This window comes from Corynebacterium efficiens YS-314 (assembly GCF_000011305.1).
In the GTDB taxonomy this organism is placed as follows: domain Bacteria; phylum Actinomycetota; class Actinomycetes; order Mycobacteriales; family Mycobacteriaceae; genus Corynebacterium; species Corynebacterium efficiens.
Genome location: NC_004369.1, coordinates 2,342,569 through 2,369,082, shown reverse-complemented (window position 1 = coordinate 2,369,082; position 26,514 = coordinate 2,342,569). Strand labels below are relative to the sequence as shown.

At 62.2% G+C, this 26,514-nt stretch carries 22 protein-coding genes; 10 read left to right on the top strand and 12 right to left on the bottom strand.

Annotation, left to right across the window (positions count from 1 at the left end; all coding sequences use genetic code 11):
- Positions 1-73 precede the first annotated feature (73 nt).
- From CE_RS11045 to CE_RS11035, 3 genes are all read right to left on the bottom strand, one after another.
- On the bottom strand, positions 74-1,009 hold the full coding sequence (locus tag CE_RS11045; RefSeq protein WP_006768229.1) for an ABC transporter permease: 936 nt from the start codon (positions 1,007-1,009) through the stop codon (positions 74-76).
- Entirely contained in the window at positions 1,006-2,547 is a 1,542-nt protein-coding gene (locus CE_RS11040; RefSeq protein WP_006768228.1) for an ABC transporter substrate-binding protein, read from the bottom strand. The genes CE_RS11045 and CE_RS11040 overlap by 4 nt, the downstream gene beginning before the upstream one ends.
- A gap of 149 nt (positions 2,548-2,696) precedes the next feature.
- Positions 2,697-3,410, bottom strand: coding sequence for a GntR family transcriptional regulator (locus CE_RS11035; protein ID WP_143758463.1), 714 nt, complete (start codon positions 3,408-3,410; stop codon positions 2,697-2,699).
- A 122-nt stretch (positions 3,411-3,532) separates the two neighbouring features.
- Between CE_RS11035 and CE_RS11030 the strand changes: the two genes are divergently transcribed.
- The 3 genes from CE_RS11030 to CE_RS11020 are packed head-to-tail and all read left to right on the top strand — an operon-like array spanning position 3,533 to position 7,881.
- Complete coding sequence (locus CE_RS11030) at positions 3,533-6,388, top strand: FAD-binding and (Fe-S)-binding domain-containing protein (RefSeq protein ID WP_006768226.1); 2,856 nt, start codon at positions 3,533-3,535, stop codon at positions 6,386-6,388.
- A 6-nt stretch (positions 6,389-6,394) separates the two neighbouring features.
- Positions 6,395-7,321 (top strand): AEC family transporter, encoded by a 927-nt coding sequence (locus CE_RS11025; protein WP_006768225.1) that lies wholly within the window; start codon positions 6,395-6,397, stop codon positions 7,319-7,321.
- A 20-nt stretch (positions 7,322-7,341) separates the two neighbouring features.
- Entirely contained in the window at positions 7,342-7,881 is a 540-nt protein-coding gene (locus CE_RS11020; protein ID WP_231295034.1) for a hypothetical protein, read from the top strand.
- 26 nt (positions 7,882-7,907) lie between these two features.
- Here the strand turns inward: CE_RS11020 and CE_RS11015 are convergent, their stop codons facing one another.
- Together CE_RS11015 and CE_RS11010 are read right to left on the bottom strand one after the other, a co-directional pair.
- Positions 7,908-9,755: an FAD-dependent oxidoreductase gene (locus tag CE_RS11015; RefSeq protein ID WP_049783619.1), complete on the bottom strand. Its 1,848-nt coding sequence runs from the start codon at positions 9,753-9,755 to the stop codon at positions 7,908-7,910.
- Between the two features lie 250 nt (positions 9,756-10,005).
- A complete protein-coding gene (locus CE_RS11010) occupies positions 10,006-11,001 on the bottom strand; it encodes a helix-turn-helix domain-containing protein (RefSeq protein ID WP_231295033.1) in 996 nt (331 codons plus the stop codon).
- A gap of 204 nt (positions 11,002-11,205) precedes the next feature.
- On the opposite strand from CE_RS11010, the gene CE_RS11005 reads away from it, so the two are divergent.
- Both CE_RS11005 and CE_RS11000 read left to right on the top strand, forming a co-directional pair.
- Positions 11,206-13,053 carry a BCCT family transporter gene (locus tag CE_RS11005; RefSeq protein WP_006768221.1) on the top strand — a complete coding sequence of 616 codons (1,848 nt, stop codon included), beginning with the start codon at positions 11,206-11,208 and terminating at the stop codon, positions 13,051-13,053.
- Positions 13,054-13,289: 236 nt separating this feature from the next.
- Positions 13,290-13,739: a DUF4383 domain-containing protein gene (locus CE_RS11000; protein ID WP_006768220.1), complete on the top strand. Its 450-nt coding sequence runs from the start codon at positions 13,290-13,292 to the stop codon at positions 13,737-13,739.
- Positions 13,740-13,808: 69 nt separating this feature from the next.
- Here CE_RS11000 and CE_RS10995 read toward each other — a convergent pair whose 3' ends face one another.
- Both CE_RS10995 and CE_RS10990 read right to left on the bottom strand, forming a co-directional pair.
- Positions 13,809-14,066 (bottom strand): hypothetical protein, encoded by a 258-nt coding sequence (locus CE_RS10995; RefSeq protein ID WP_231295032.1) that lies wholly within the window; start codon positions 14,064-14,066, stop codon positions 13,809-13,811.
- Between the two features lie 147 nt (positions 14,067-14,213).
- The gene (locus CE_RS10990; RefSeq protein WP_006768218.1) at positions 14,214-16,226 is read right to left on the bottom strand and encodes a carboxypeptidase regulatory-like domain-containing protein; all 2,013 of its coding nucleotides are present in this window, start codon (positions 16,224-16,226) and stop codon (positions 14,214-14,216) included.
- A gap of 14 nt (positions 16,227-16,240) precedes the next feature.
- On the opposite strand from CE_RS10990, the gene CE_RS15285 reads away from it, so the two are divergent.
- Positions 16,241-16,516 carry a hypothetical protein gene (locus tag CE_RS15285; protein ID WP_143758462.1) on the top strand — a complete coding sequence of 92 codons (276 nt, stop codon included), beginning with the start codon at positions 16,241-16,243 and terminating at the stop codon, positions 16,514-16,516.
- A 96-nt stretch (positions 16,517-16,612) separates the two neighbouring features.
- On the opposite strand, the gene CE_RS10985 is transcribed toward CE_RS15285, so the two are convergent.
- Genes CE_RS10985 through CE_RS10975 form a run of 3 tightly spaced genes read right to left on the bottom strand, consistent with a single transcriptional unit; the run spans position 16,613 to position 20,002 of the window.
- Positions 16,613-17,599 (bottom strand): LLM class flavin-dependent oxidoreductase, encoded by a 987-nt coding sequence (locus CE_RS10985; RefSeq protein ID WP_006768217.1) that lies wholly within the window; start codon positions 17,597-17,599, stop codon positions 16,613-16,615.
- Positions 17,600-17,617: 18 nt separating this feature from the next.
- Positions 17,618-18,895, bottom strand: a complete 1,278-nt coding sequence (gene brnQ / locus CE_RS10980) for a branched-chain amino acid transport system II carrier protein (RefSeq protein ID WP_006768216.1) — start codon at positions 18,893-18,895, stop codon at positions 17,618-17,620.
- Complete coding sequence (locus CE_RS10975; protein ID WP_006768215.1) at positions 18,896-20,002, bottom strand: MalY/PatB family protein; 1,107 nt, start codon at positions 20,000-20,002, stop codon at positions 18,896-18,898.
- Between the two features lie 163 nt (positions 20,003-20,165).
- Between CE_RS10975 and CE_RS10970 the strand changes: the two genes are divergently transcribed.
- The 4 genes from CE_RS10970 to idi all read left to right on the top strand — a co-directional run bounded on the left by CE_RS10970 (position 20,166) and on the right by idi (position 23,500).
- Positions 20,166-20,579, top strand: coding sequence for a hypothetical protein (locus tag CE_RS10970; protein ID WP_231295031.1), 414 nt, complete (start codon positions 20,166-20,168; stop codon positions 20,577-20,579).
- Positions 20,580-20,684: 105 nt separating this feature from the next.
- Positions 20,685-21,263, top strand: a complete 579-nt coding sequence (locus tag CE_RS14980) for a DUF3558 domain-containing protein (RefSeq protein ID WP_006768213.1) — start codon at positions 20,685-20,687, stop codon at positions 21,261-21,263.
- Between the two features lie 481 nt (positions 21,264-21,744).
- Positions 21,745-22,902: a hypothetical protein gene (locus tag CE_RS10965; protein ID WP_231844055.1), complete on the top strand. Its 1,158-nt coding sequence runs from the start codon at positions 21,745-21,747 to the stop codon at positions 22,900-22,902.
- 25 nt (positions 22,903-22,927) lie between these two features.
- Positions 22,928-23,500 carry an isopentenyl-diphosphate Delta-isomerase gene (idi, locus tag CE_RS10960; RefSeq protein WP_006768211.1) on the top strand — a complete coding sequence of 191 codons (573 nt, stop codon included), beginning with the start codon at positions 22,928-22,930 and terminating at the stop codon, positions 23,498-23,500.
- 101 nt (positions 23,501-23,601) lie between these two features.
- Here the strand turns inward: idi and CE_RS10955 are convergent, their stop codons facing one another.
- Both CE_RS10955 and treS read right to left on the bottom strand, forming a co-directional pair.
- Positions 23,602-24,690, bottom strand: a complete 1,089-nt coding sequence (locus CE_RS10955) for a phosphotransferase (RefSeq protein ID WP_006768210.1) — start codon at positions 24,688-24,690, stop codon at positions 23,602-23,604.
- On the bottom strand, positions 24,687-26,480 hold the full coding sequence (gene treS / locus CE_RS10950) for a maltose alpha-D-glucosyltransferase (protein ID WP_006768209.1): 1,794 nt from the start codon (positions 26,478-26,480) through the stop codon (positions 24,687-24,689). The genes CE_RS10955 and treS overlap by 4 nt, the downstream gene beginning before the upstream one ends.
- Positions 26,481-26,514 lie beyond the last annotated feature (34 nt).

Here is a 26,514-nt window from a genome sequence, read left to right as displayed (position 1 = left end):
CGACCCGACCACGGCAGACGGGTGAGCAGGGAGCGGGGGTTGTCCACTGCGTGTTGTTCCAGAGCCATCCCGGTCATCTCCTGATCCTCGGGTCGAGCACCTGATAGAGCAGGTCCACCGCCATGTTGACCACCAGCGTGAACACCACCAGCACCATGACGATGGACTGCACGGCCGTCAGATCCCGGTTGGACACCGACTCCAGCAGCATCGACCCGATACCGGGAAGGACAAACACCTGCTCGATCACCACGGCACCGATGACCAGGGAGGTCAACTGCACTCCGGTCACCGTCAGCACCGGCAGCGCCGCATTGCGCAGACCATGCACACGCAGCGCCCGGCCCAGTGACATGCCCTTGGAGCGGGCGGTACGCATGAAATCCTCACCCATCACATCCACCACTGCGGAACGGACATAGCGGGTGAGGATGGATGCCTGCACCGCCGTCAAGGCCAGCACCGGGAGGATGAGACGCTGGAGGAACCCACCGAAATGCTGATCCGGTGGGATCCACCCATTGGCCGGCAACCAGCCGAGACCCACCGCGAACACAGCAACCAGCAGGATGCCGGCGAGGAAACTGGGGATCGCAATGCCGATCTGGCTGGCCGTGGAGATCACCGTGCCACCGCGCCGGGCTGCCAGCACGCCGAGGGGTATCGCGATGAGCAGCGACAACACAATCGAACACCCCACCAGGATGAGACTGACCTGCAACCGGTCGATGACCAGTGGGGAGATGTCCTGCCCTGAGCTCAGCGAGGTCCCAAAATCCCCCGTGGTCATGCCCGCGATCCAGGACAGGTACTGGGCCGGCAGTGGACGGTCCGTGCCCAGTTGGGTCTGGAGCTGGGCGATGGCCTCCGGGGTGGCGGTGATGCCCAGCGCAACCGCAGCCGGATCCCCGGGGATGACCCGGATGAGTAGGAAGATGAGGACGCTGGCGACCCAGATGGTCACCAGGTAGCGCACGAGGGTGGTGGTGATGGTCCTGGTGAGCGTCACGGTTGACCCCCCGAGGGCTGGCCCCCCGCCGGTTCCCGGCCGATGCTACCCAGCGACAATGCCCCGGAGACCACATTGGGATCCACTCCGGTGATGGCCGGGTCCATGACCACGATATTGGCCATGTTCATCAGGGTGTTGGCCGCGGCCTGTTCCATGATGTTGTCCACCGCCTGGCGCATCAGTTCCACCTCATTGTCCGACTGGTCCGCCCGCGCCAGCAGCTCCTGGGTCGGTGCGTGGGAGAAACCCAGGTAGTAACCCTCACTGAACAGGGTGGGGACATCACGGGGTTCCACATGGGCGATCAGGGACATATCGTAATCCTTCTGACCCATCACCTGAGCCAGCCACACGGCGGGGAACTCCGTGGATTCGATGACCGGATCGAAACCCACCTCCCGTAACTGGGAGTAGATGATCTCCGAGGCATTCTGGGCGTAGGGCAGGCTGGGGATGGATAAGGTCACCTCCACGCCCATCGCGCCGGCTTCCGTCAGCAGTTGACGGGCCTGGTCGGGGTCGTGGGGGTACAGGTCTGATTCCTCGAACCACGGGTCGGTCGGTGGGACCGGGACACCCCCGGTATCGGTGCCGTAGCCTTCCATGGCGGTGTCGATGACCGCCTGCCGGTCGATGGCGAACATCACCGCCTGCCGCACCCGTACATCGTCGAAGGGGGCGCGCTGGTTGTTCATGGACAACAACAGCTCACCCTGGGTGGTTCCCACCGCCACCTCATACTCGTCCAGTACCGCCAGCTGCTCCGGTGCCTGCATGGCCCAGATCAGATCCACGTCCCCGCTCTGGAGAGCGTTGGTGGTGGCGGTGGCATCACTGAAATAACGGATGGTGGCCGCGTCATTGGCGGGGGCGGGCCCCCAGTAGTCCGCGCGCGCGGCGAACCCGATCGCGCGTCCGGGTGACCAGTGGGTCACCGTGTAGGGGCCGGTGCCCACCGGGTCGGTGGCGAGCTTGTCGACGCCATCTGGACTCATCATCGCCCCGATCGCGGTGCCCATGTTCCACAACCACTGATTCGACGGGCGGGAGAGTGTGACCTCCAGGGTATGGTCGTCGAGTGCCTGGGTGCGTTCCACCACATCCATCCCGGCTTTGAGTCCATTGGTCCAGTCGGTCTGGACGTAGTCGATGGAGAATTTCGCACTCTCGGCAGTGAACGGGGAGCCGTTGCTGAAGCGGATGCCCTCACGCAGGGTGAAGGTGTAGGTCAGGCGGTCATCGGAGATCCCCCACCCGGTGGCCAGCCACGGTTCCACCTCACCATCGGAGGTGATACGGACCAGTCCCTCGTACACATTCGACATCAATGCCTGGGGAATCGCGGCACCGGAGGTGTTGGTGAAATCCAGGGACGCCGGGGCGGAGGTGGTGGCCACCACGATGGAGGACTGATCCACCTCCGGGGGCACCTGGTAGGCGGTGGAACCCGCGGAACATCCCGCGACACCCAGACTGAGGGCCAGAAACAGGGTCACCAGACGCAGCAATGACACCTGGGGGCTCGCTCTCCTCATGAAGCAGAGGTTAGTCGGTGGGGTCCGTGAACATGTAAGGGGACCACCCCGGATGAGTGGCTGCGCACACCCCCGCGGGCCCATTGCACACAGAAGTATTGCATATAACATGTCACCCGACTGTGGGTGGGGGTCGGCGCCGGAGGAGGCTACACGCCGACCGTGTGCTGCTCCCAGATGATATCCACATCACCCTCCCCGGCTTTCTCCACCGCCTGTTCGAGGAGGAGCCTGCCGGTGACCTGCAGATGTTCCCGCATGGAGGCGCGGGCGATTTCCGCGGAGCCACGGCTGATCGCCTCCAGGATCGGCTCGTGTTCACGCAGGATATCGGCCAGGGTCCGTTTGGATCCCGCGGTGGATGCCCCCAATGTCCGGGTGTGCCCCCGCAGTTTTTCCACCAGTCCGGCACCGCGTTGGGATTGCCCCATGATCATGATCTGCTCATGGAGGATGCGGTCGTGGACGAAGAATTCCTCCTCGTCCTGTTTCTCCATCGAGGCGGTCATGCGGTCAACAGTCTCGTAGGCGGCGTGTAACTGCTCATCTGTGCGCAACAGTGCTGCGCGGTAGGCGGCCGGCGGTTCGATGCCCAGTCGGAGTGCGAAGATCTCGGCGACATCGGAGGGTCTGGTCTCCACGATCTGAAAACCCCGGTTGCGGGTGAATCGGATCAGGCCGGCCTCCTCCAGGCGGAGAAGAGCGTCGCGGACGGGGGAACGGGAGATCCCCAGTTGTTCGCTGAGCTGGTAGACGCTGTACCACTCACCGGTCACCATTGTTTTATCGAGCGTGGCCTCCCGGACATAGTCCATGACCTGTTCCGTGAGTGAGCGCTGGCGAAAGACCTTCCCTGCAGACATGTTTCTCAGTATCCCACATGCCCCGGACAGACCGACTAACATGTTACTGGCGGTTTCTTTTTCTTCCCTTCTACTCCGATCCTGTTCCATCGCCAGCCCGCCCACACCCCAGCGAGGTATCCATGACCCACACCATCAGGTTCAACCGACTCGACCCGGAGATCTATGCCAGACAATCCAGGGCCGGGTTGCGGACCGACATGACCACGCGTGCGGCCTACACCTCGGATGCCGGCATCTTCCGGCGGGTGCCGGCGGCGGTGGCGGAACCCAGGACGGTCGAGGACATCCGGGATGCCATCGCGGTGGCGGTGGCCAGGGAATGGCCCATCGTCGGCCGGGGTGGGGGTTCCTCGGTGGCGGGTAATGCCATCGGGGAGGGGCTGATCATTGACACCTCGCGGTATTTCAACCGCATCCTGGACATCGATCCCGAGAACCGCACCGCCACCATCGAACCGGGAGTGGTGTGTGATGCGCTCCGTGATGCCGTCGCCCCCCTCGGATTGACCTACGGGCCCGATCCCTCCACCCACAACCGGTGCACCATCGGGGGGATGGTGGCCAACAATGCGTGTGGGTCGCATTCGGTGGCCTATGGCACGGCGGCGGACAACCTCATTGATGTCACCCTCATGCTCGCCGACGGTAGGGAGGTCACGGTGAGTGAGGCCGGGTGTGATGATCCGGATATCCACGCCCAGCTCACCGCGCTGGCCACGGATCATGCTGACCTCATCGACCGGGAGCTCGGGCGTTTCCCCCGTCAGGTCTCCGGCTATGGGCTCCATTATCTGGCCACCCACATGGCCCGGGCCGTCGCGGGATCCGAGGGGACAATCGGCATCATCACCCGGCTGACGGTGAAGCTGGTACCCACCCCGAAACACACGGCGTTGGCGGTGCTGGCTTTCGGCACGGTGTTTGAGGCCGCCCGCGTCGCCCACACGCTCCGCCTGCCGGGGGTTTCCACCATTGAGGGCATGGGCGGTGATCTCCTGGCGGCGCTGCGGGCCAAGCAGGGACAGGAGGAGGCCGGTGACACCCTCCCGGGTAATCGTCGGGGTATCCCCACCGGTGGCTGGCTCTACTGCGAAACCGGCGGGGACACCCTCGAGGAGGCTCTCGACCGCGCGCACCTGGTGGTCCGCACTGCCTCCACGGCCCCCCTCATCGATCATCACATCACCCATGATCCGGGTGAGATGCGCGAGTTGTGGCGGATCAGGGAATCGTCGGCAGGCATCGTCACCAGGCTGTCGGACGGGGGAGAGGCGTGGCCCAACTGGGAGGATTCCGCCGTGCCACCGGAGCACCTCGCTGATTATCTCCGGGATCTGTACGCGCTGATGGATAAATTTGACTACCGGGGCATCCCCTTCGGGCACTTCGGGGAGGGATGTGTGCATGTGCGGATCAGCTTCGACTTCGCCACCCCGGAGGGGGTGGGCAACTTCCACGCCTTCATGAATGAGGCCGCCGACCTGGTGACCTCCTACGGCGGAAGCCTGTCGGGTGAACACGGCGATGGCCGCGCCCGGTCCGCACTGCTGGACCGCATGTACTCCGAGGAGATGCGCGGTTTGTTCCAGCAGTTCAAGCTCATCTTCGACCCCGAGCGCATCTTCAACCCCGGGGTGCTGGTGTGGGCTGATCCGATCACCCGGGGTCTGCGGATGGGCCCGGGCCAGCGTGCCCTGGCCATCACCCCGGTGCATAAACTAGGCGATGACCAGGGATCGCTGGTCAACGCCGTCAACCGGTGCGTGGGGGTGTCGTCCTGCCGTTCTGAATCAGGCGCCATGTGCCCGTCGTTCCAGATCACCGGCGATGAGGTGCATTCCACCCGCGGTCGGGCACGGGTGCTGTCCGAGATGTTCCGCGGTGAGTCCGTCACCGGCGGCTACCGCAGCGAGGAGGTCCATGAGGCCCTCGATCTCTGCCTGTCCTGCAAGGCCTGCGCCTCGGAGTGCCCGGTCAATGTGGATATGGCCACCTACAAGGCGGAATTCCTCCACCACCATTACCGGGGGCGCGTGCGCCCCGGGGCGCACTATGTGATGGGGTGGTTGCCGTTGCTGGCGCACCTGGCGCACAAGGTCCCCGGACTGCCCACGCTTATCGACGCCTCCCTCTCCTCCCCTCTTCTCACCCCGGTGATCAGACGCCTCGGTGGCCTGGCGGATCGCCCCCTCATCGGTTTCGCCCGCCGCTCCCTGCGCAGACACCCCCGCGCAGAGCGCCACGGGGAGACCGTGGTGCTGTGGCCGGATTCCTTCACCACCAACCTGGATACCGGACCGGGCCGGGCCGCCATCACCGTGCTGGAGTCACTCGGGTACACCGTGGTCATCCCAGAGGGTTTCGTCTGCTGCGGTCTGACCTGGCATTCCACCGGTCAGCTGGGCATGACGCGACGGGTTCTGGAACACACCGCGACGGTGATGAAGCCCTACCTGGATCAGAGGTTGACCGTGATCGGTCTGGAACCATCCTGCACCGTCATGCTCACCCATGAAACCACCGGCCTGGTGGACAACCCCGACCTTGCACGTCTGTCGGAACTGACCACCTCCTTCGCCGAGTTCATCGCCCCGGAGATCCGCCGGCTGGTCGGGGAGGGGGCACTGCGCCCCGCGAACACCACCGCGTTGACGCAGGTCCACTGCCATGAACAGTCCCTGGGGGATCCTCAGCATGCGGCCCTCCTGCTGGAGGCACTGGGGATCGATGAGGAACAGATCGCCACCGGATGCTGTGGGCTGGCCGGCAACTGGGGATTCGAGAAGAACCATGCGGAGATGTCGTTCGCCCTGGGGGAGCGGGAGTTGTTTCCGAAGGTCCGGCAGGCCACCGGCCATGTGATCGCCGACGGGTTCTCCTGCAGGACCCACATCGAACAGGGCACCGGCACCACGGCCACCCACATCGCGGAGATCATCCTGGACATCCTGCGCGAGAACGGCGTGGCAGAATAACCACCTATGCAACAGGTCCTTCTGGGTTTCACCGTCGTCTTCCTCGTCATCGGTGTCGGTGTCATCCTCGGGCGGACCGGGGCGCTGGGTAAGGGGGCGCAACGGCCACTGGGGTTGTTCGTCTATTACGTGGCCACCCCGGCGCTGCTCTTCGACAAGGTCACCGAGGCGGATCCGGCGGAGATCTTCTCCGCCAACTTCGCGGTCATCGCGCTGTCCGCACTCACGGTCGGTGTCCTGTTCTTCCTGCTCATGCGGTTCATCCTGCGCCGGCAGGTGGCGGATTCCATCGTCGGCATGCTGGCGTCCTCCTACGCCAACGCCGGTAACCTCGGTATCCCCCTGGCCGCCTATGTGCTGGATGATTTCACGGTCGTGGTGCCCGTCATCCTCTTCCAGGTGGCGTTCTACGCACCGGTGACGCTGACCGCCCTGGATATGGTCCACGGCCCGCGCAGCACCAACCTGGTGAAAAACCTCCTCCTCACCCCGCTGTCCAACACCATGGTGCTGGCGGCCATCGCCGGGATCGTGGTGTCCCTGGCGCAGCTCGATGTACCCACCGTCATCGCCCAGCCGGTGGCCATGCTGGCCGGGGCATCGGTGCCGTTGGCGCTGGTGGTCTTCGGGCTGTCGCTGTCGCACGCCCGGATCCTGCGCAAGGGTGAGGTGGCGCGCCGGGATGTGTTCCTGGCGGCGGTGTTCAAGAACATCCTGCATCCCATCATCGCCTACGCCCTGGCGCGGGCTTTCGGCATGGAGGGCACCGCACTCATGGCGGCGGTGGTGCTCGGTGCCCTGCCCACCGCCCAGAATGTCTACACCTACGCCCTACGATTCCGGACCGCGGAGACGATGGCCAGGGACACAGGGGTGGTCTCCACACTGGTTTCCTTCCCCATAATGGTGATTATCTCGGTGGTTCTGGGCTGACACGGATACGATAAATGCCCATGAAGGCTGTCAAGGTCCGCACGGGCACCAGGGCGCTCCTCACCTCGAGGGCGATGATGATCTGCGTGCTGTTCGTGCTCATGTGCCTGCCGTTCCTGGTCTATTTCCTCAACGGTTGGAATGAGGGGGCGGGGACGATGCGCACCCTGTTCGGTATCGCGGCTATTGCCCCGGCGTGCGGGCTGGTGGCCGCCCTGGGGTCGATGCTGGTGGTGTGGTGGCGGCGTCGACAAGCGGTGTTGGTGGTGGGGGACCGGGTCCACATCCCCCGGACCGGGGTGTCCTTCCCGATCGCCGAACTGGCCACGGTGCAGCTGTGGTCCGACCGGACCCCGCGGTCCTATATGGCACTGCTGCCCGCGCATGTCACCGAACGTGCGGACACCACCGGGGTGCGCTCCATCGAACCCTATGTGGTGGCCCTGCCCCAGGGGGCAGAACCACCCGCCTATGAGCTCGCTGATCTGCTGGTGGAGCGCAACTCCGGCGTCACCGTCACCCGCCTCGGCGCGTTGTCACACGGGTTGGTGAAACGGTGACCTCCGTGACCTCCCTGACCTAGTGATCAGGACTGGAACACCACCAGGTCCGCCTCAGTGATCTGCCCGTCGGTGACCCGGTCATTGCTGAGGATCGTGGACAGCACGGCAGCCAGGGCGGATCTGGGGTCCTCCACCATCCGGTGTGCACGCCAACCGATGTGCTTGTCGGGGCGGACCAGGATCGCCCCGTCCTCCTGCACCTCCCGCTGGCGCAGCCAGTCACCGTAGAGATCCTGGTGTACCTCGCCCTCACCGATGACCACGGCCCGGATCTCCATATCCCACTCCCGCGCCAGGTCCTCAGCGGCCTCTGCCCAGGCACGACCGGTGATGCCGGTGAACACGGTGAAACCCGTGCCCGTGGCGATATCGTGGGTCGACTGCTTGTTCAGGGTGTCACCGATCCACGCGTGGGGGAGACGCAGCCCCGGGTAGGTGGATTTCTGATGGTGCAACATGGGATCCTCGGTGACCTCGGGGCGGCCGAGACCGTCACAGACCACCGCCGAGGACTCATAGAACTGGCCGATCTCGGTGCCCTGGGCATTGAACTCGTAGTCCTTGTTGTCCAGAGCCGCACGCAGTGCCTTCCGACGCGCCGCGCCCTCGGCGGTCGGTTCCTTCCGCAGCCTGAGCTTCTCGACGAACTCCTCCTCCGTTGTCGCATCCTTCACGCCCAGCGCCTCGAAGATGGGTCCGTATTCCCGGCTGGAGTTGTTGGCACGCGTCACGATCTGCTTCGCGACGGGAGCGCGTTCCACGGAGTAGGTCTCCAGCAGTTCTTCACCTGCGTGGCCCTTGAGCACCGCGGCGAGCTTCCACGCCAGGTTGTAGGAATCCTGGATGGAGGTGTTGGACCCCAGGCCGTGGCTCGGCGGGTGACGATGCGCGGCATCACCGGCGATGAACACGCGCCCCTTCTGCATGTGGGTGGCGTACTGCTCGTTGTTGCCCCACAGGGAGTAACCGGTGATCTCCATCTCGAGATCAGGGATGCCGACGAGATTGCGCACAATGCGTTTGGCCTCCTCATCATTGAGCTCCGGCGGGGTGCCCGTGATGTCATATCCCCAGACCACGAGCCACTCATTCCAGGGACGCACGCAGCGGACCAAGCCGGCTCCGATGCCACCGATATTGGAACCCGGCGCGAAAACCCAGTAGAGGATCGAGGGGCGGTGGGCGACCAGGTGGGAGAGATCGGCCTTGAACTGGATGTTCATGGATCCACCGATATCCATCGCACCTTCGAAGGGGGTATCAATCTCCTCGGCGATCCTGGACCGGGCACCGTCGGCTCCGATGAGGTACCGCGCGCGGATGGTGTACTCATGCCCGGTCAGACGGTTACGGACCCGGACATTCACACCGTCTGCATCCTGCTCATGGGAAATGTACTCCGTGGAGAACTGGGTCTGCGTACCGCGCTTGGTGGCGTTTTCCACCAGGATCGGCTCCATCAGTGTCTGCGGCAGGTCACACGGCATGGAGGGCGAGGCCAGTTCGTAGTCAGCACGACGATCCGGGCGGAAACCCCAGGTGGGGCGACGGCCGATCTCCTCACCGGCGAGGGATTCGCAATAGATGGTGTCGCCCATCTGGTGGTGGGGAACAGCCTGGGCCAGCACCTCATCCTCGACACCGACATCCCGGAGGATCTCCATGGTGCGCTGGTTGGTGATGTGGGCGCGTGGGGTATTGGCGGTCCAGCGGTACTTGGTGATCATGATGTTGTCGATCCCGTGGGTGGACAGGAACAGCGCAGCTGATGCACCCGCTGGGCCCGAGCCCACGATGAGCACGTCGGTGGTGACCACGTCACTGTTTTCCGGGGTGGTGGTCTCAGCGATTCCGTCATTGAATACAGCCATGATGTTCTTCCTTCGTTCGGTGCGGACTGTCATGGGGGTGCCAGAGGGATTGGGGCACCGGGCCCGTCCTCCAGTTCTCTGCTCTGGCATTGGCACGAATGTATCCGGGATCACAAGAAGGAAGTGCGGTGGATTACAACATTGTCCGGTGGGGGACAGAAGATGTCCGGCGCGGGACAGATTGCCCTGTGAGGGCGGGAAAACTACGGACATCACCGGGGTTGGGGCAGTCAGTCACGGGACAGCCGGCTCAGGACGGGTGGGTGTTCTGCTGAGACTCTCTGCGTGCCTGGAGGGGTGTCATACCGAAACGCTCTCGGTAGGTCCTGCCGAAATGGCTGGGGGAGGCGAACCCGTAACGGAACCCGATCTCACTGACCGGCAGCGCATCCTGCTGTCCCGAGGTGAGCGCCTCGTGGGCAAAGGTGAGACGTCTGTTGAGGATGTACCGGCCCACGGTGGTGCCCTCCGCCGAGAAGATCCTGGACAGATGACGTTCGCTGACCCCGGCGGCAGCGGCAATCTCCTGTGGGGTGAGGTGCCGGTTGGTCAGATGGAGATCGATGTAACTTCGGGCCAGGCTGAACAGGCTCGCTTCCGTGTTCGGGGAGGAACCCAGGATGGGGCCGAGTAGGGAGATTACCTTGTCCTCACCGCCGGGGAGGGGGAGGTCGGTTGAGGTGACATGGGTGAGCTGCAGACGATGCAGTGTCGTCTTGACCAGTCTCCCCAGTGCCTGTTCCGCCGGGCTCCCGCCGGGTCCGAATTCGAACACCATGGGAAGCTTCAGGCCGGAACGGGGTGCGACGTCCCTGAACCGTTCCTTGGAAATGGTGAGCACGTTCTCCCGGAAACCATGGTTGAAGCCACGCAGGAACGGCTGGTCGGCATCATAGAGCAGGGCCTGACCGGGTCTCAATGAGACATGTCCCCCACGGTCGAAGAAGAAGGAATCACCCTCGGTGGCGAAGAAGATCGCCATCATGCCGGTGGGGTTGTCATTGATGAATTTCTCGGACCGTTCCACAATCTGGGAGGTGCCGAAGACGCGGGCGAGACGCATCGACGGCAGATGTAGATTGGTCTCTTCTGAATGCATGGGGCGGCCATCAATGGTTCGGATGTCGAGGGGGATCAGGGCGCGGGCATTATGCGCCTCCCACTGCTCTACGCGGTAGTCCGGGATCAGGCCGCGGGTGGTGAAGCGCAGGATCCTGGTGCCGGTATCGGAGGGAAAGTTAGACATGATGTAGACCACTCTAGGGTTAAAACGTGTCGACGGATACTCCCCGGACCTCGTCTTGCGTTGTCACTCTCTGACGGGGAGCGGTTCCGTGGCGGGACGGTGCCGGGAATGGCTCTCGTGGCCACCGCAGTGCAGTGTGAATATGGCGTCCTATAAGCTTTCATCTACTAATTTCTTTCCAGTCCCCTAGACGAAACCAGTGACATGAGCCAAAAGATAACACTTTCGCAGGACCCTGAAGAGAAACATTTTCTGGGTCTGAAGTCCGACCCTTTCATTTTCCTGCTGTCCGTGGGGATCATCGTGACCTTCGTGGTCGCCACCGTGATCCTGGGGGATACCGCCCGTGATGGTTTCAGTGCTATGGCCGGCTGGCTGCTGGAGAACCTCGGGTGGATGTATGTCGGTGGTGTGTCCCTCATCCTCGTCTTCCTCATCGGTATCTTCGCCTCCCGTTACGGGCGGGTGAAACTCGGTGATGATGACGATGAACCTGAGCACAGATTACTGGTCTGGTTTGCCATGCTGTTCGCCGGTGGTGTGGGGGCGGTGCTGATGTTCTGGGGTGTCGCCGAACCTATCAACCACGCCTTCAATGTGCCGATGGTCAATGAGGAGCCGATGAGCGAGGCCGCCATCGAGCAGGCCTTCGCCTTCACCTTCTATCACTTCGGTATCCACATGTGGGTGGTGATGACCCTGCCGGGTCTGGCGCTGGGATACTTCATCTACAAGCGTAAACTCCCCCCACGCCTGTCGTCGGTGTTCGCGCCGCTGCTGGGTCGCCATATCTACTCCACCCCGGGCAAGCTCATCGATGTGCTCGCCATCGTGGGCACCACCTTCGGCATTGCAGTGTCGGTGGGCCTGGGTGTGCTGCAGATCAACTCCGGCATGAACAAGCTCTGGGGCACCCCCATCGCCTCCTGGACCCAGCTGCTGGTCATCCTGGTGATCACCGTGGTGGCGTGTATCTCCGTGGCCTCCGGCCTGGAGAAGGGCATCAAACTGCTGTCCAACATCAATATCGCCACCGCCGTGGCACTCATGGTGTTCATCCTGCTCACCGGCCCCACCCTCACCCTGATCCGTTTCGTGGTGGAGGCCTTCGGCATCTACGCCGGGTGGCTGCCCGACATCATGTTCTGGACCGATTCCTTCCAGGACAACCCCGGGTGGCAGGGTAAGTGGACCGTGTTCTACTGGGCCTGGACCATCTGTTGGTCACCCTATGTGGGCATGTTCATCGCCCGTATCTCCCGTGGCCGTACCGTCCGTGAATTCATCGGCGGTGCCCTGGCGCTGCCTGCCATCTTCGGCGTGATCTGGTTCGCCATCTTCGGGCGTGCGGGTATCGAGCTGGAGCTGAACAGCCCCGGTTACCTCACCGATCCGGTCGTGGTGGAGGGTGATGTGCCTGCGGCACTGTTCAACCTCCTGGCCGCCTACCCGCTGACAGGGATTGTCTCCGCGCTTGCACTGGCGATCATCGTGATCTTCTTCATCACCTCCATTGACTCCGCGGCCCTGGTCAATGACATGTTCGCCACCGGTGAGGAGAACAAGACCCCCACCAGTTACCGCATCATGTGGGCCTGCACCATCGGTGCGGTAGCCGGGTCCCTGCTGATCATCTCACCGGAATCCGGTATCGCCACCCTGCAGGAGGTGGTGATCATTGTCGCCTTCCCCTTCTTCCTGGTGCAGTTCATCATGATGTATTCCCTGCTCAAGGGTATGAGTGAGGATGCCGCGGCCACCCGTCGTGTGCAGACACGCAAGTGGGAGAAGACCGACACCCCGGAGAAGCTCGAGGAGCACCAGTCCCGTCCCGCGCCGGGGTATGACGAGGACGGCAACCCGCTGCCGATCCCGGCACTCGAGCACGATGAGGACGGGAATATCCGGATCCCGGGCAATGTGGTCATCGGTGGTGATCTCGGTGTCGTGGGTGATGTTGTTGACGATCCCAACGAGGCCCAGGACATGGAGGACCGCTTCAAGATCGTTGAGCAGACCCGCCCACAGTCCAGGGACGATTACAAGGGCTAAACACCCGCGACATGCTTGTCGACGCCCCGCCGCCACCCATCGTGGCAGCGGGGCATTTATAGTACAAACTATTTATTGATAGTGGTTTCCACAATGAATTGTTACCCTGGTCATACCGTGACAGTAACGCCTGGGGCGCATGAGAACCTGCTTCGCCCCGCGGCATGTGCCTCGTCATTGGCCCGTGAATCGATCCTCCGTCGAATCCGCGGTCGGCCGACACGAAAGGTACAGACATGTCAATACCTACTCAGCCCGACACACGCACCACCTCCACCCAGCGCACGCCCGTCCAGATCGCCGCCCTCGTGGTGGGAGTTGTCTTCCTCCTGGTCGGTGTGGCCGGTTTCATCCCCGGCCTGACCCAGAACCTGGGTGACCTGCAGTTCGCAGGCCACGAGGGCCACGCCATGCTCCTGGGCATCTTCCATGTGTCCATCCTCCACAACGTTGTACACCTGCTCTTCGGTGTGGCCGGCGTGGCACTGGCCCGCACCCCGAACGCCGCCCGCCAGTTCCTGCTGTGGGGTGGTGTCATTTACCTGGGCCTGTTCGTCTACGGCCTGATCATTGACTTCGACTCCACCGCCAACTTGGTGCCCCTGAGTGATGCCAACAACTGGCTGCACCTCGCCCTCGGCCTGGGCATGGTGGCACTGTCCTTCCTGCCCCGCCACCGCGACTGACCGCGCTTGTCGACGCCCCGACCCCCGCCGCCACGCACCGTGGCAGCGGGGGTCGCGGTCGTCGGTGGTCTAACAGGCCCGGGTGTCGTGTAACCCGCACTGTGGAATGCCGATCGCCGAGGAGAGGATCGAGCTGCCGATGACCGGCACCGCGAACACGAGCCAGAGAACCTCACGGATGGGTTCCGGCAGAACCGAGGAGAGCATCTCCGTGGTGAACTGCGGCTCGGGGACTTCGGATTGTGCCTGGGCTGGTGTGGCTATGGCACCGCTGAGCAGGGCAGCGGTGGAGAGCGCCACCACTGCGGAACGGAAACGATGTGACATGGGGTCCTCCTTGAGGGGCATCGAGGTGCTATTACTTTCAAACCTATCAGTGAAATAGGGGCTGTCGGTATGGGTGGCGATCGCTGAAATAGGGCCACCACCGTGGTCGCGCGACCACGGTGGTGGGAAGGGGCTGAAGGGCGAGGGTTACCTACTGGACCCGGTGAAGAAAGAGGTGATCCAGTCGAAGAAGATCTTGAAGACGCCCCCGATGCCGGAAATCACGCTCACGATGCCGTCAAGGACGGAGCTGCCGGTGGAGGAACCCCCGGGTGTGGGGTCCGGGTCCGGATCCGGGTCGGGATCCGGGTCGGGATCTGGGTCGGGATCTGGGTCGGGATCCGTCGAGTACAGGGTCAGAACGAGATCAAGGTGCTCCGGCGGGACGGGCAGGACATCCGTCCAGGCCAGTTCGCTGCCATCCTGCGCGAGGTAACCCGGGGCCGAGGCACTCACACGGTAGTAACCGGGGACGGTGTCCCAGGAGAAACGTCCCTGGGCATCGGTGCGGTCGGGGTTGGTGCGGTTGCTCGGGGAGAGCAGTGCACTACCATCGGGGACCTGCTCGAAGGGGCCATCCGGATTGTCGGAACGGTAGATGATCACCTCGGCCCCAGCGATGGGCCGGCCGTTCTGGTCCACCACAGTTCCGGCAGGGTCGATGTAGATATCAAAGGTGAGTGGAACACCGTTGACGTAGATGACCACCTGTGCCAGGCCCGACTGCGCGCTCGCGGCCAAGAGGCTGGAGACCGTGGCGGTGAACAGCCCGGGCTGTGTGGAGCTCTCTGCGAAGTCACCGGTGAGCAGAACAGTGCCATCCTGGACGATCTCGAAGGTGACGGTTGCTCCGGGGGTTGCGGTGTGGGTGATCTCGAAGGGGTCATTCCAATAGACCGAAGGAATGCCGGATGTCTGGTCCACACCCTGATTAATGACGGTGCCCTCGGGGATGGTCCGCGGTCCGCTGAGGGTGAAGTCCACCGTCAGTGGGGTGCCGATGGCGGTGGTCACCGACCGTGCCGGCGCGTCCAGGGCGCTACCGCTCGGTGGGCTCACACGGACGGTGGCTGGCCCGGTGCCCAGGCCACTGAGGGCATAGGACCCATTCGGACCGGTGATGGTGTTGGAACTCCAGGATCCGTCCTGGGCGATGATGGAGACAATCGCACCGACGATGGGCTGACCCGAATCGTCGCTCACGGTACCCGTGACGTTACCTGCAATGACATCAGGCCCCTCGGAACGAATGGGGAAGATGTAACGGCCCGGGGTGCTCAGGGACCCGATGCTGTTGGTGAACAGGGCGCGTTCCCCACCATCGGTGAGGGCGGTACTCACACCGGATCCGGCGAGTTCGAAGAAGGTGCCTTCGATGCCGGTGCCCAGTGAGTACCCGACGCGGACGGGATTACCGCCGAAGCCGTCGGTGCCACCGGAGGCGTCGCCGGTTTCCCATTCGATGGAGCCGTAGTTGAAGGTGATGTCGAAGTCACCCTCGCGGTAGGCAGGTCCTGAGCGCTCGGTCAGGACAAGCTGCGCGGAGATCAATTTGTCGCTCCGGGTGGCGTAAAAACCAACATCAATCCAGTTGACCACGAACTGCTTGCCATCGGGGCTGGCACCATAGGTGACCAGGGCGGAATTCTCCCCGCGGGTGTCGATGTCGGCGAAGAACGGGGCGATGATGGGAATGTTGGTCTCACCAGTCAACGCGAAGGGCGTGTAGGTGCTCATCGACTCATTGAAGGTGACATTGCCGTTGTTGTTCACATAGAGAGCGGAGTACCGATTGTCGAAGAAGTTGATGGGAAACGGCAGGGGCACCAGTTCGGATGATCCATCATCATTGCGGGGGACCTCATCGAGAACCCAGCCGTCGGTGGACACCAGGGCGGGGGCCGCTGGCCGGGCCTGTACCACCGCAAAGGTGGACATCGTGTCGGTTTCAGGTGCCGGACCTCCGAAGGCCTCCAGCTCCTTGGGTGTCACCACATCAATGGTGGCTGGGGGTGAGACCTCATCCTCCTGGGCCATGGCGGGAGACGCCCCCGAGAGGATGAGGGCCACGATGGCGATGAGGGCGGTGATAGCCGCGGCGATGGAGGCGCGGAGGGTTGATGAGGGGGATTGTCGAATGGAGTTGGGTGGGGGATACACGGGGAATCCTTACTGTGAAAGCGCTGGCAAAACAGCGCGAGACAAGGGAAGAACTCAGGGAACAAGCAATCAATACCCAGGCAGGGCAATTGCTGTGCAGTGCCCTGCCTTTCTGGCTTGTTTCAATGGTAGATCCCTATTTCACGGCCCTGGCCGATTATCGATTTCACTACACCCGTATATATCTGCAGGTAAGAGCGTTATCTGCACGGCCACATCCCTGGACCACTGCCCTCTTAGATTATTTTCAGGAAGGCTCGGGCGGTACCCCACTGTTTCGGTATCCCTAGCTGGGATAAGGGAAAGCAGGAAGATGACGGATAAAATTCCGGGAAAATGCTGAATTCAAACTGTGAATACAGTACATTTGTCCTGGTGGGGGGTGTTTAGGCCCGGAACCATGCCTCCGCGAGAATCTCCATGCTGCGCGAGGTCGCCTCGGTGCCGGGGGACTGCAGCGAGATCATGAGCTCATCGGCCTGAGCTGTGCGTGTGAAATCCTCTAGGAAATCCCTGACCTCCGTTCCGGTGCCGATGGCGGTGTAGCGGAGCATGTCCACAATCTGGCGACCCGAGGGGGAATCCATGATGGCATCCAACTGCTCATCGGTGATGGTCGCACGGCCGCGGGCCGCCATGCTGCGCACCCGGGCACGCGCCACGGTGGCGAAGTGCTCGTGGGCAACATCGGTGCTGTCTGCGGCGGTCACGTTGACCGCGGCGATGACATACGGCTCCGGGTGTTGCTCCGAGGGCTGGTAGTTCTCACGGTAGGTGGACACCGCCTGCTCCAGGTGGGCGGGGGCGAAGTGGGAGGCGAAGGAGTATGGCATGCCGAGCTGGGCAGCAAGCTGGGCGCCGAAGAGGGAGGAACCCAGGATGTAGAGCGGCACATTGGTGCCCTTGCCGGGGATGGCCTCCACACCGGGCAGACGGGAGCGGCCAGCCAGGTAGGACTGCAGCTCGACGACATCCTGCGGGAAGTACTCCGCGGAGGAGGGTTCGCGTCGCAAAGCGCGCAGGGTGTTCATATCCGTGCCCGGGGCACGGCCCAACCCCAGATCAATGCGGTCCGGGTAGAGCTCCGCGAGGGTACCGAACTGCTCGGCGATCACATAGGGGGAGTGGTTGGGCAGCATGACACCACCCGCGCCCAGGCGGATGGTGTTGGTGTGCGCACCGATGTGGGAGATGAGCACCGCGGGAGCCGACGAGGAGATGGTGGGCATGTTGTGATGCTCGGCGTACCAGATGCGCTTAAAGCCCAGGGCCTCCGCTTTCTGTGCCATGGCGACGGAACGTTTGAAACTGTCCCCGGGGCGTTCACCCTCAAAAATGGTGGCAAAGTCGATGAGTGAAAGTGGCACAGACATTAATCGTTCCTTCTCAGGCTAGGTATTTACTGCAGCCTTCTCTTCAACCCGTGTACGCGTCCGGTTATTCCAATCCGCGACCATACCCAGAACGGACATGAATGCGACTGGGACAACCCAACCCAGCTGCATGCTGTGCAGTGGTGCCCATTCGATGAAGGGGACCAGGGCGGGCACGCTCATGAAGAACGCCCACACCACTGAGGTCCAGATTCCCAGCAGGAAGGTGTAGCGGAATCGGAACAACAGTGGTTCCAGCAGGGTGAGAGCCACCAAGGTGATGGCCGCGGGGTAGATGAACGTGATGATCGGTGCCGCGATGGACAGGACTGTCTCCAGCCCCAGAGTTGCGACAGCGAAGGAGATCAGCGAGAACACCACCGCCCACACGTGATAACGGATACCTGGGAACAGGGAATTGAAGAACTCCGAGGTGGCGGTGATCAGACCCACTGCCGTGGTGAGGCAGGCCAGCACTACGATGACGGCGAACACCCACCGGCCGGTTCCACCCATGGTCTGCTCGGCTGCATGATTGAGGATGGCGGTTCCGTCGGCGTGGTCACCACCGGCGACACGACCCACCGCCCCGAGTCCCAGATAGACCGCAGCCAGCAGGCCACCTGCGATGAGGGCCGCGTACACCGTTGCGGTGCGGACCTTCTTCACCTTCTGGTATTTGAAGGCGGAGATGACCACGATGCCGAATGCCAGGGCGGCAATCGAATCCATCGTCATATAGCCCTCAAACAATCCGGCACCAACAGCCTGCTCAGCGTAGGCGCCGCGTGGCTCACCGGGAGAACCGGTCAGCATGGACAGCGACAGGACCACCAGCAGCAGGATCAGGATCAGCAGGGCGGGCGTGAGCCACTTGCCCAGCTTATTGGCCACCCCGTTCGGGTTCCAGGACAGTGCCAGAGCGATGCCGAAGAAGACGAAGTTGAAGATGCCCGAGTAGAGAACACTGTCCGCACCGACCGCGGTGGAATAGCTCACCGCACCGGTGCGGGGCAGGGCGTAGAACGCGCCGATGGACAGGTATGCCAGGATGGGAAAGGCCAGCCCAAACACCTTGCCGGCGCGTGAGGCCATGTCCCGGGCGTCATTACCGGAGACCACCACCGCGATGATGGCAATCACCGGCAGCAGAACACCCGTGGACAGGAAGCCGATGATTGCAGGAAGGTACGCCGTACCTGATTCCTGTCCGAGCATCGGCGGGAAGATGAGGTTTCCAGCTCCGAAGAACATGGAAAACAACATCAGTGATGTAACAAGTACGGCTTTTTTCATTTAGAGAACGCTGGCGATACGGCGTAGACCCTCCTCCAGGGTTTCGCGGGAACATGCAAAATTGAGGCGCGCGCAGTTTGTGAAATCGCCGAAAGCCGCACCGTCATTCAGCATGACTTTACCCTCTTCCCGCAAAATGATAGAAGGGCTCTCTGCAATCTCAGTGTCTGAGAAGTCCAACCACATCAGATAGGTAGCATCAGGAACATAAACCTTGACACCTAGTTTCTCCAGCTCAGCGGCTGCATAGTCCCTGTTTTCCCGCAGGTATTGCAGGGACTCATCGAGGAAGGGCTCGCCCTCGTTATAGACCGTTTCTGCGGCGATCAACCCGAGGATGGACACGCCATCGCGTGTGATGCCAGACAGTTTCTTCCACGTCTTCACATCATTTTTATTGGTGAAGAAGATCTGGGCGCATTTCAACCCGGCAGTGTTCCATGCCTTCGAGGTTGCGGTGATGGTGATGCATGCCTCCGCGGCATTGGGTGAGACACCCGCGGCAACCACATGGGTTCCTTCAAAGACAAGTGGTGCATGGATCTCATCGACGATCACGCGGGCTTCATATTTCACCGCCAGGTCGGTGAGTTCACGGATGAACTCCTCACTGAAGACAGTGCCGAGCGGGTTGTGTGGATTACAGAAGAGAATGGATCCCGCGCCCTCGGCGAAGGCCTCCTCGATCTCATTGAGGTCGAACTTGTAGGCATCCAGGTAGATGATCTTGCGGCCGGTGACCTTGGGCAGCTCGATGAAGGGCGGGTAGGCGGGGATAGGAACAATGACGGCGGAACCCGGTTTGGTGAAGTGCTCGATGGCCAACTGCAGACCACGCACCACATCAGGGATGGCGAATACGTGGTTAGGATTCGGGGCGAAACCATAACGCCGTTCATAGAAGCCCACTAACGCCTCGGGTAGGCCGGTGCGGTCTGGTGGATAACCGAAGACTTCACGCTCGACGGCGTCGGCGAGAGCCTCCTTGAGGGGTGGGCAGGTACCGAAATCACTCTCGGCAACCCACAGGGGAAGCACGTCTTCGTCATAACGGGTCCATTTGAGGGTGCGACGATTTTGCAATTCGTGGAGTTCGGGGAAGCGCATAGGCTCTAGGCTAGTAAACTTTCCAAAAGTACCGATGAATTCTAAGGAGCCCGAAGTGAAGTTGAGGATTATTCCAGTGCTTGCAGCAGCTGCACTTTTGGCAGGTTGCTCCGGGGATAGCGCTGGTGAGGAGGGTGCTGCCACCCCCACTGAATCAATTGCCGTGAGCACTTCGGAGACCCCCTCCTTTGAACCGCAGCAGGTAGATCCTGTGTTAATGGATGAGGGGGAGGATGTTGCCGAAGACCCCGGTTTGAACATCCGCGTCCATTTCCAGGGCACCGGTTATGGTACCAACGGCGGCTCCATCATCTACGTGGCCGTCACCAACCTCAACGAGGTTCCCCTCCCCACCGACGCATTCGAACGACCAGTGCTGAAGATTGTCGACTACGACGGTGACCTCATGGAGATCGAACCCATCGAAGGCGACGACAACATCCCCCTCGATCTACCCCTGGGGGCAGGCGCCACCACCAACCTCCAGTGGGCCTACAACACCTCCAACGGATCCCTGTGGGCTGCTCAATTCCAGATCGGCAACATCATCTTCGACGGCAACCTGAACAACCTCTAGAAGAACTTTTCTCCCCGAGGGAACCTTCCCCCAAGTTCCGCAGTCTAAGTAAACGAGTACCTTCACCGTACTCACTCACAGACCACGAAACTCTGGGGGTTTCCCATGCACCGAACCGGCCCGATTCTCCTGGCCGCCGCCGCCCTACTGACAGGTTGTTCCCCGGGGAGCAGCACACCAGCCACCGACCCATCACCGGCACCTGCCGCAGCAACCTCACCCGCCGAATCTCCCACCCCTACCGATTCCGGTATCTTCGCCAGCCAGTTTCACCCCTGCGAAGTATTCACCGAAGAGCAATTCGCAGCGGCGGGGTTGGGGAAGCGCTTGATTGCTGCTGAAGATCCCGCGAGTCGAGTGAAATCCTGTGGCTTCGCGCATCAGAGAACAGATGTCTACGAAGGCTCTTTCTTGATTGCCACTGACACTATGGATAAATGGAAAATCTTGGAGCGCGAATTGGAACCAGTGGATTCGGCGGAGTCCGAGGTGGAAGGCATTTACACTCACCAAATGCCTACCGAAGCTCAGGGCTGTTCGGCAGCTCTAGATTTTGAATGGGGACGCTTCTCTGTGGATTATCGAGAACTGGGTGAGATCGCTGATCAAGAGTTCTTGTGTTCTGTTTCGGTCGCAATTCTGGAATCTTTAATAATCCAATCTGGGGGGAAATATGGAACTTAAAGTTGATCAAGGCTCAATTGAAACCGCTTTGAACCACTTGAGTGAATTGGCAAGAACGTCTATCAATAGTTCTCAATCTGCTGCATTGAAAACGATTGATAGTAGCTACTCACCTGTCACTGGCCTAGACCAGTTGGGGGCCAACCACGGCAATGTGCTTAATGGGGGCGCAGGATCCGCACGTACCGTACTCCTGTCTTATGCGGAACAGATCCAATGGCTCCGCAATGCGCTCAAGGCCTCGGTGGAGGCTCTGAATAGCCAGGATGAGATCTTCGCGCGGGGGATGGACATTGCGGATATCGGTGGGAGCGTGGGGGAGGAGTCGGTGTCGTTTCCTGAACGGCCGGCGCCGCGGTTCGATTCCTTCTCGTTCACACCGCCTGTGGTGACAGCACCGAATTCGCTTGATCAGCTGTGCAGTGACTTTTCCGGAACCAACTCGGGGGCGGTTTCGGCGGCACAGAGTTCGTGGACCACGATGGCGTCCACGATCTCGGAGGTGTCTGCGTCACTGGATCGCGTGGCGGGTGAACTTCTGGCGAGTAATGCGGGGGAGGTGTTTGAGCAGGCATCGGCACGCATAGCGGAGGTTGCTGAAGCCGGGTCGGTGTTTTCCCAGAATGCGCGGGAGATGTCGCGGTCGGTGGGGACCTTGAATCAGATCTACATGGGGCACAAGATGAGTGTGTTCATGGCGGCGGCGTCGATAGCCATGATCAAGGAACCGGCGGAGCGTGCCGCGGCGGAAAGCGCCTACCTGGCGTCGTTCCAGTCTGCTTTTCAGGGTGATGTCCGGGCGGGTGTGCCGGGTATCGACAATCTGATGCGCGTCAAGGGGGCTGACGGAAGCGGCGGTGGGCTTGCCCTGGGGATGTCGGATATCGCGGGTAGTGGTGCCGGGTTCACCACCCATGGTCTGACCCCTCAGGGGTTCTCGGCGGCCGGCGGTGGTGGCACAGCAGCGGCACATTCCGTGGGGGCGGGTGATTTCGGTGCAGTGGCAGACAACCTCGGTGGCCTGGATGTCGGTGATCTGCAGACATCCACCGCGTCGGTAGCGGGCGCGGGGTCCACGCTGAGCAACGCCTCCGGTCTGTCCGGTGTCGGTGGCATGAACGCTTCTGCCGGCGGTGGGGCCATGGCTGCCGCACCCTTCATGGGGATGAACGGGCGCCATGGTCCCACCGCCGGGCAGCGGTTCTCCAATGCCGGACTCAATCCGATGAATGCCCGTACCCAGAGTGCATCGGCGATGGGACCGATGGGATCCATGCTGGGCTCGGCGGGCGCAGGGGGTGGTGCGGGCGTCGGCGGTGTGGGTGCTGCGGGAAGCAACACCCACCGTGGCGGGATGCGGCAGGCTCTGGCACCACAGACCGGTAATCCCGCATCCGCGGCCGGGGCTCAGACACCCTCCGGGATGATGACGGGTGGGGTGGGTAAGGCGTCGCAAAGCACAGCACGCCCGATGATGCCGATGATGCCCATGGGCGGTGCGGGAGGCGCACAACCCAAGAACACCGGGAAGGTGAAAACGGTGACGTCTGCGGTGGAACAGGACGCCAATCTCGCGGCGCTGCTCGGGGATCGGGGGCCTGTCGTGCCCGGTGTCATCGGTGATTGGGTGAGGCGCTGACTTCAGGGTTGCTAAGCTGGTGGGCATGACAAATGAGGAAGAACTGGTCGTGCTCGCCGACGAAGAGGGCAATGCCATCGGCACCGCCCCCAAGGCGACGGTTCACACTACTGACACCCCGCTGCATTTCGCATTCTCCAGCTACATCCTCAACCCCCGGGGCGAACTGCTGGTGACCCGACGCGCACTGAGCAAGAAGACCTGGCCCGGTGTGTGGACCAACTCCATGTGTGGTCACCCGGCACCGGATGAGACGAATGCGGATGCGATCCGTCGTCGTGGTGTGTCCGAGCTCGGCCTGGACTTCGGGTCCTTCCTGGATATTCAGGTTGTTCTCGACGATTACCGTTACCGGGCTGAGGATTCCTCCGGCATCGTGGAATGGGAGATCTGCCCGGTCCACCTGGTGCGCCTCGCCGTGGGGGAATTCGTGGAGCCCCTGCCAGACGAGGTGGAGGAGTTCGCCTGGGAGGAGCCACAGAAGGTCTTCGATGCGGTGGATGCCACCCCGTTCGTCTTCTCCCCCTGGATGGTGGACCAGCTTTCCCATCCTGAACTGCGTCAGGCCATCCTTGAGGCCTTTGACCCGGAAGCCTAGACCCGAAAGTCTAAAGACGCTCGTAAAGCGATAGATGGGCCCGGGGCCGGTGTAGGTACGCGCCGGCCCCGGGCCCATCGCTGTCCTGTGGGCAGCGGTTTCTAGCCCAGGACCTGCTTCACCGCCGCGAGGGGGATATGCACCCAGTCGGGACGGTTGTTGATCTCATAGGCCACCTCATAGAGGGCCTTGTCCAGGAGGTAGACATCGAGAAGCTGCTGGTCCAACTCCATCGTCCCGTAACCCTCGAGGAAAGCAGCCGTGGCCTCGGCGCCCCACTGCTCGTGGGTGCCGTCGAAGTGGGCGGCGTAGTCGATGGACCGCAGCATGCCCGCCACATCGCGCAGGGGAGAGTCGGGGAGTTTACGCTCGGCCAGGGGACGGGCGGGTTCACCCTCGAAATCGATGAGGATATAGCGGTCCGCGGTGCATAACGTCTGACCCAGGTGCAGGTCACCGTGAATGCGCTGGAGATCGATCTCCCCGCGCAGCTCCCGGTACACCGTCACCGCCGCCTCCCGGTAGTCAGCCAGTTCAGGGGCTTGTGTGATCAGCCCGTCGAGGCGGGTGATCAACCCCCCGACCACGGTTTCCGCGGGTACGGAGGAGGTGCCGAACTCCCTGGCCAGTGCCGTGTGAACCGATGCGGTGGCCTCACCCAGCATGCGTGCATCCTCGGCGAAGCTACCGGCCACGGTGGACAGGGCATGTTTCCAGCCGTCGATGCCCGGGATGAATTTCTGGGTCATCACCAGGGTGTGTTCCTCACCATCGAGTTCGGTGGAGGCGTACCCCAGCACCGGGGCCACGTGTGGGCAGTCGGGGATCCGGCTGAGCAGTTCCACATCGGGGTTGAGGCCGGGTTCGATCTTGCGGAAGTACTTGACCATCACATCGCCTGCCACCAGGGAGGTGTTGGACTGCTCCCCACGCAGCGGCATGTAGGGGCCGTCAGGGAAGGGGGTCTCGGATCGCCAGACACCCAGGCCCTCGCGGATCTCGTCGACGTGATCAACGAGCCGGTCCCAGCCCTCGGAGTCCACGAACAGCTGGTACAGGGCATCGTTGACCCGGGCGAGCACGAGCATGTGCTCGCCGTACTTCTTCTCCAGGACGATATCCACATCGGTGATGGTCTGGGATTTTGCACCGTAGAAGCGTTCCTTCACTATGTGTTCTGCAATGCTCATTCCTCCTCCTCACCGGTGAGATCGAGCCAGAAGAACCCATGCGGTGCCAGGGTGAACACACACTGGCGCTCACCGATGGTGGGGAAGTACTGGCCGCCGGAGACCTCACGCGGGGTGATGCCGGCGAACTCGCTGAGATCCAGGGCCACCGCCTGTGGCAGCTTCGACATGTTGTTGACACACAGAATGGTCTGGCCTTTGTACTCACGGAGGAAGGTCAGCACCGCCTCGTTGGTGGAGTCGATCTCCCGGTAGGTGCCCTTGCCGAAGGCCTTGTACTGCTTGCGGATCATGATCTGGTTGCGGATCCACTGCAGCAGGGAGTTCTCCTGCTTGAGCTGGGTTTCCACATTGACCTGGGCATAACCGAAGCGGTCATTCTGGATCGCTGGCAGATAAAGACGCTCGGGATCTGCCTTGGAGAAACCCCCGTTGCGGTCATTGGACCACTGCATGGGGGTGCGCACGCCATCACGGTCCGGCAGCCAGATGTTGTCGCCCATGCCGATCTCATCGCCGTAGTACAGCACGGGGGAACCCGGGAGGGACAGCAACAGCCCGTGCAGGAGTTCGAGCTGGTTGCGGTCGCCGTCGACAAGCGTTGCTAGTCGACGCCTGATACCCACGTTCGCGCGCATCCGAGGCTCGGGGGCGAACTGCTGGTACATGTAGGCGCGTTCCTCTTCGGACACCATCTCGAGGGTCAGCTCGTCATGGTTGCGCAGGAAGATACCCCACTGGGCGGTCTTGGGGATGTCCGGGGTGTGCTCGAGGATCTCACTGACCGGGGTGCGGGACCCCTGGCGCACACCCATGAAGATGCGGGGCATGAGCGGGAAGTGGAAGGCCATGTGGCACTCATCGCCCTTCTCCTTCTCACCGAAGTACTCCACCACATCATGGGGCCACTGGTTGGCCTCCGCCAGGACGATGCGGCCCGGGTACTCCTCATCGATCACCCGACGGCACCGCTTGAGAAACTCGTGGGTCTCCGGCAGGTTCTCACCGTTGGTACCCTCACGCTCGAACAGGTAGGGCACGGCATCCAGACGGAACCCATCCAGACCCAGATCCAGCCAGAACCGCAGCACATCGAGCATCGCCTCCTGCACCGCCGGGTTGTCATAGTTCAGGTCCGGCTGGTGGGAGAAGAACCGGTGCCAGTAGTACTGCTTGCGCACCGGGTCGTAGGTCCAGTTGGATTCCTCGGTATCGACGAAGATGATGCGGGCTTCCTTGTACATCTCCGGATCATCCCCCCAGACGTAGAAGTCACCATAGGGGCCATCCGGATCCGTCCGGGACTGCTGGAACCACGGATGCTGATCGGAGGTGTGGTTCATCACCAGGTCGGTGATCACACGCAGACCACGGCGGTGGGCCTGGTCAACCAGCTCCACGAAATCCTCCACCGTGCCGAACTCCGGCAGGATCTCACGGAAGTTCCGGATGTCATACCCACCATCACGCAGGGGAGAGTCGTAGAAGGGCGGCACCCAGATGCAGTCCACACCCAGCCACTGGATGTAATCCAGCTTCTCCGTCAGACCCTTCAGGGTGCCCGAACCGGTGTTGTCCGGGTCGTAGAAGGCACGCACCAGCACCTCATAGAACACAGCGTCCTTGTACCATTCGCGGTCATGTTTCTCCCAGGGCTGTTCACCGGGGGCGGGGGTGGGAGTGTGGTACTCCTCCGACTCATGCTCAATGATGAAGCCCTCGGCATCGACTACCGGGCGGGCGGTGCTCTCTGGGATCAGGTCCGAACTCAACGGGGTAGTGTCAGTCATACCCACAAGGGTAGAGACATTTTCCACGTCTCGT

Bases quoted from the DNA above. Each gene is read 5' to 3' on its own strand.
- CE_RS11040 (WP_006768228.1), bottom strand. From the start codon at position 2,547: ATGAGGAGAGCGAGCCCCCAGGTGTCATTGCTGCGTCTGGTGACCCTG.
- CE_RS14980 (WP_006768213.1), top strand. From the start codon at position 20,685: ATGCACCGAACCGGCCCGATTCTCCTGGCCGCCGCCGCCCTACTGACA.
- treS (WP_006768209.1), bottom strand. From the start codon at position 26,480: ATGACTGACACTACCCCGTTGAGTTCGGACCTGATCCCAGAGAGCACC.
- CE_RS10975 (WP_006768215.1), bottom strand. From the start codon at position 20,002: ATGCGCTTCCCCGAACTCCACGAATTGCAAAATCGTCGCACCCTCAAA.
- CE_RS11010 (WP_231295033.1), bottom strand. From the start codon at position 11,001: ATGTCTAACTTTCCCTCCGATACCGGCACCAGGATCCTGCGCTTCACC.
- CE_RS11035 (WP_143758463.1), bottom strand. From the start codon at position 3,410: ATGTCTGCAGGGAAGGTCTTTCGCCAGCGCTCACTCACGGAACAGGTC.
- CE_RS10985 (WP_006768217.1), bottom strand. From the start codon at position 17,599: ATGTCTGTGCCACTTTCACTCATCGACTTTGCCACCATTTTTGAGGGT.
- idi (WP_006768211.1), top strand. From the start codon at position 22,928: ATGACAAATGAGGAAGAACTGGTCGTGCTCGCCGACGAAGAGGGCAAT.
- CE_RS11030 (WP_006768226.1), top strand. From the start codon at position 3,533: ATGACCCACACCATCAGGTTCAACCGACTCGACCCGGAGATCTATGCC.
- CE_RS10995 (WP_231295032.1), bottom strand. From the start codon at position 14,066: ATGTCACATCGTTTCCGTTCCGCAGTGGTGGCGCTCTCCACCGCTGCC.
- CE_RS11015 (WP_049783619.1), bottom strand. From the start codon at position 9,755: ATGGCTGTATTCAATGACGGAATCGCTGAGACCACCACCCCGGAAAAC.
- CE_RS11025 (WP_006768225.1), top strand. From the start codon at position 6,395: ATGCAACAGGTCCTTCTGGGTTTCACCGTCGTCTTCCTCGTCATCGGT.
- brnQ (WP_006768216.1), bottom strand. From the start codon at position 18,895: ATGAAAAAAGCCGTACTTGTTACATCACTGATGTTGTTTTCCATGTTC.
- CE_RS11005 (WP_006768221.1), top strand. From the start codon at position 11,206: ATGAGCCAAAAGATAACACTTTCGCAGGACCCTGAAGAGAAACATTTT.
- CE_RS10965 (WP_231844055.1), top strand. From the start codon at position 21,745: ATGGCGTCCACGATCTCGGAGGTGTCTGCGTCACTGGATCGCGTGGCG.
- CE_RS11000 (WP_006768220.1), top strand. From the start codon at position 13,290: ATGTCAATACCTACTCAGCCCGACACACGCACCACCTCCACCCAGCGC.
- CE_RS11020 (WP_231295034.1), top strand. From the start codon at position 7,342: ATGAAGGCTGTCAAGGTCCGCACGGGCACCAGGGCGCTCCTCACCTCG.
- CE_RS10955 (WP_006768210.1), bottom strand. From the start codon at position 24,690: ATGAGCATTGCAGAACACATAGTGAAGGAACGCTTCTACGGTGCAAAA.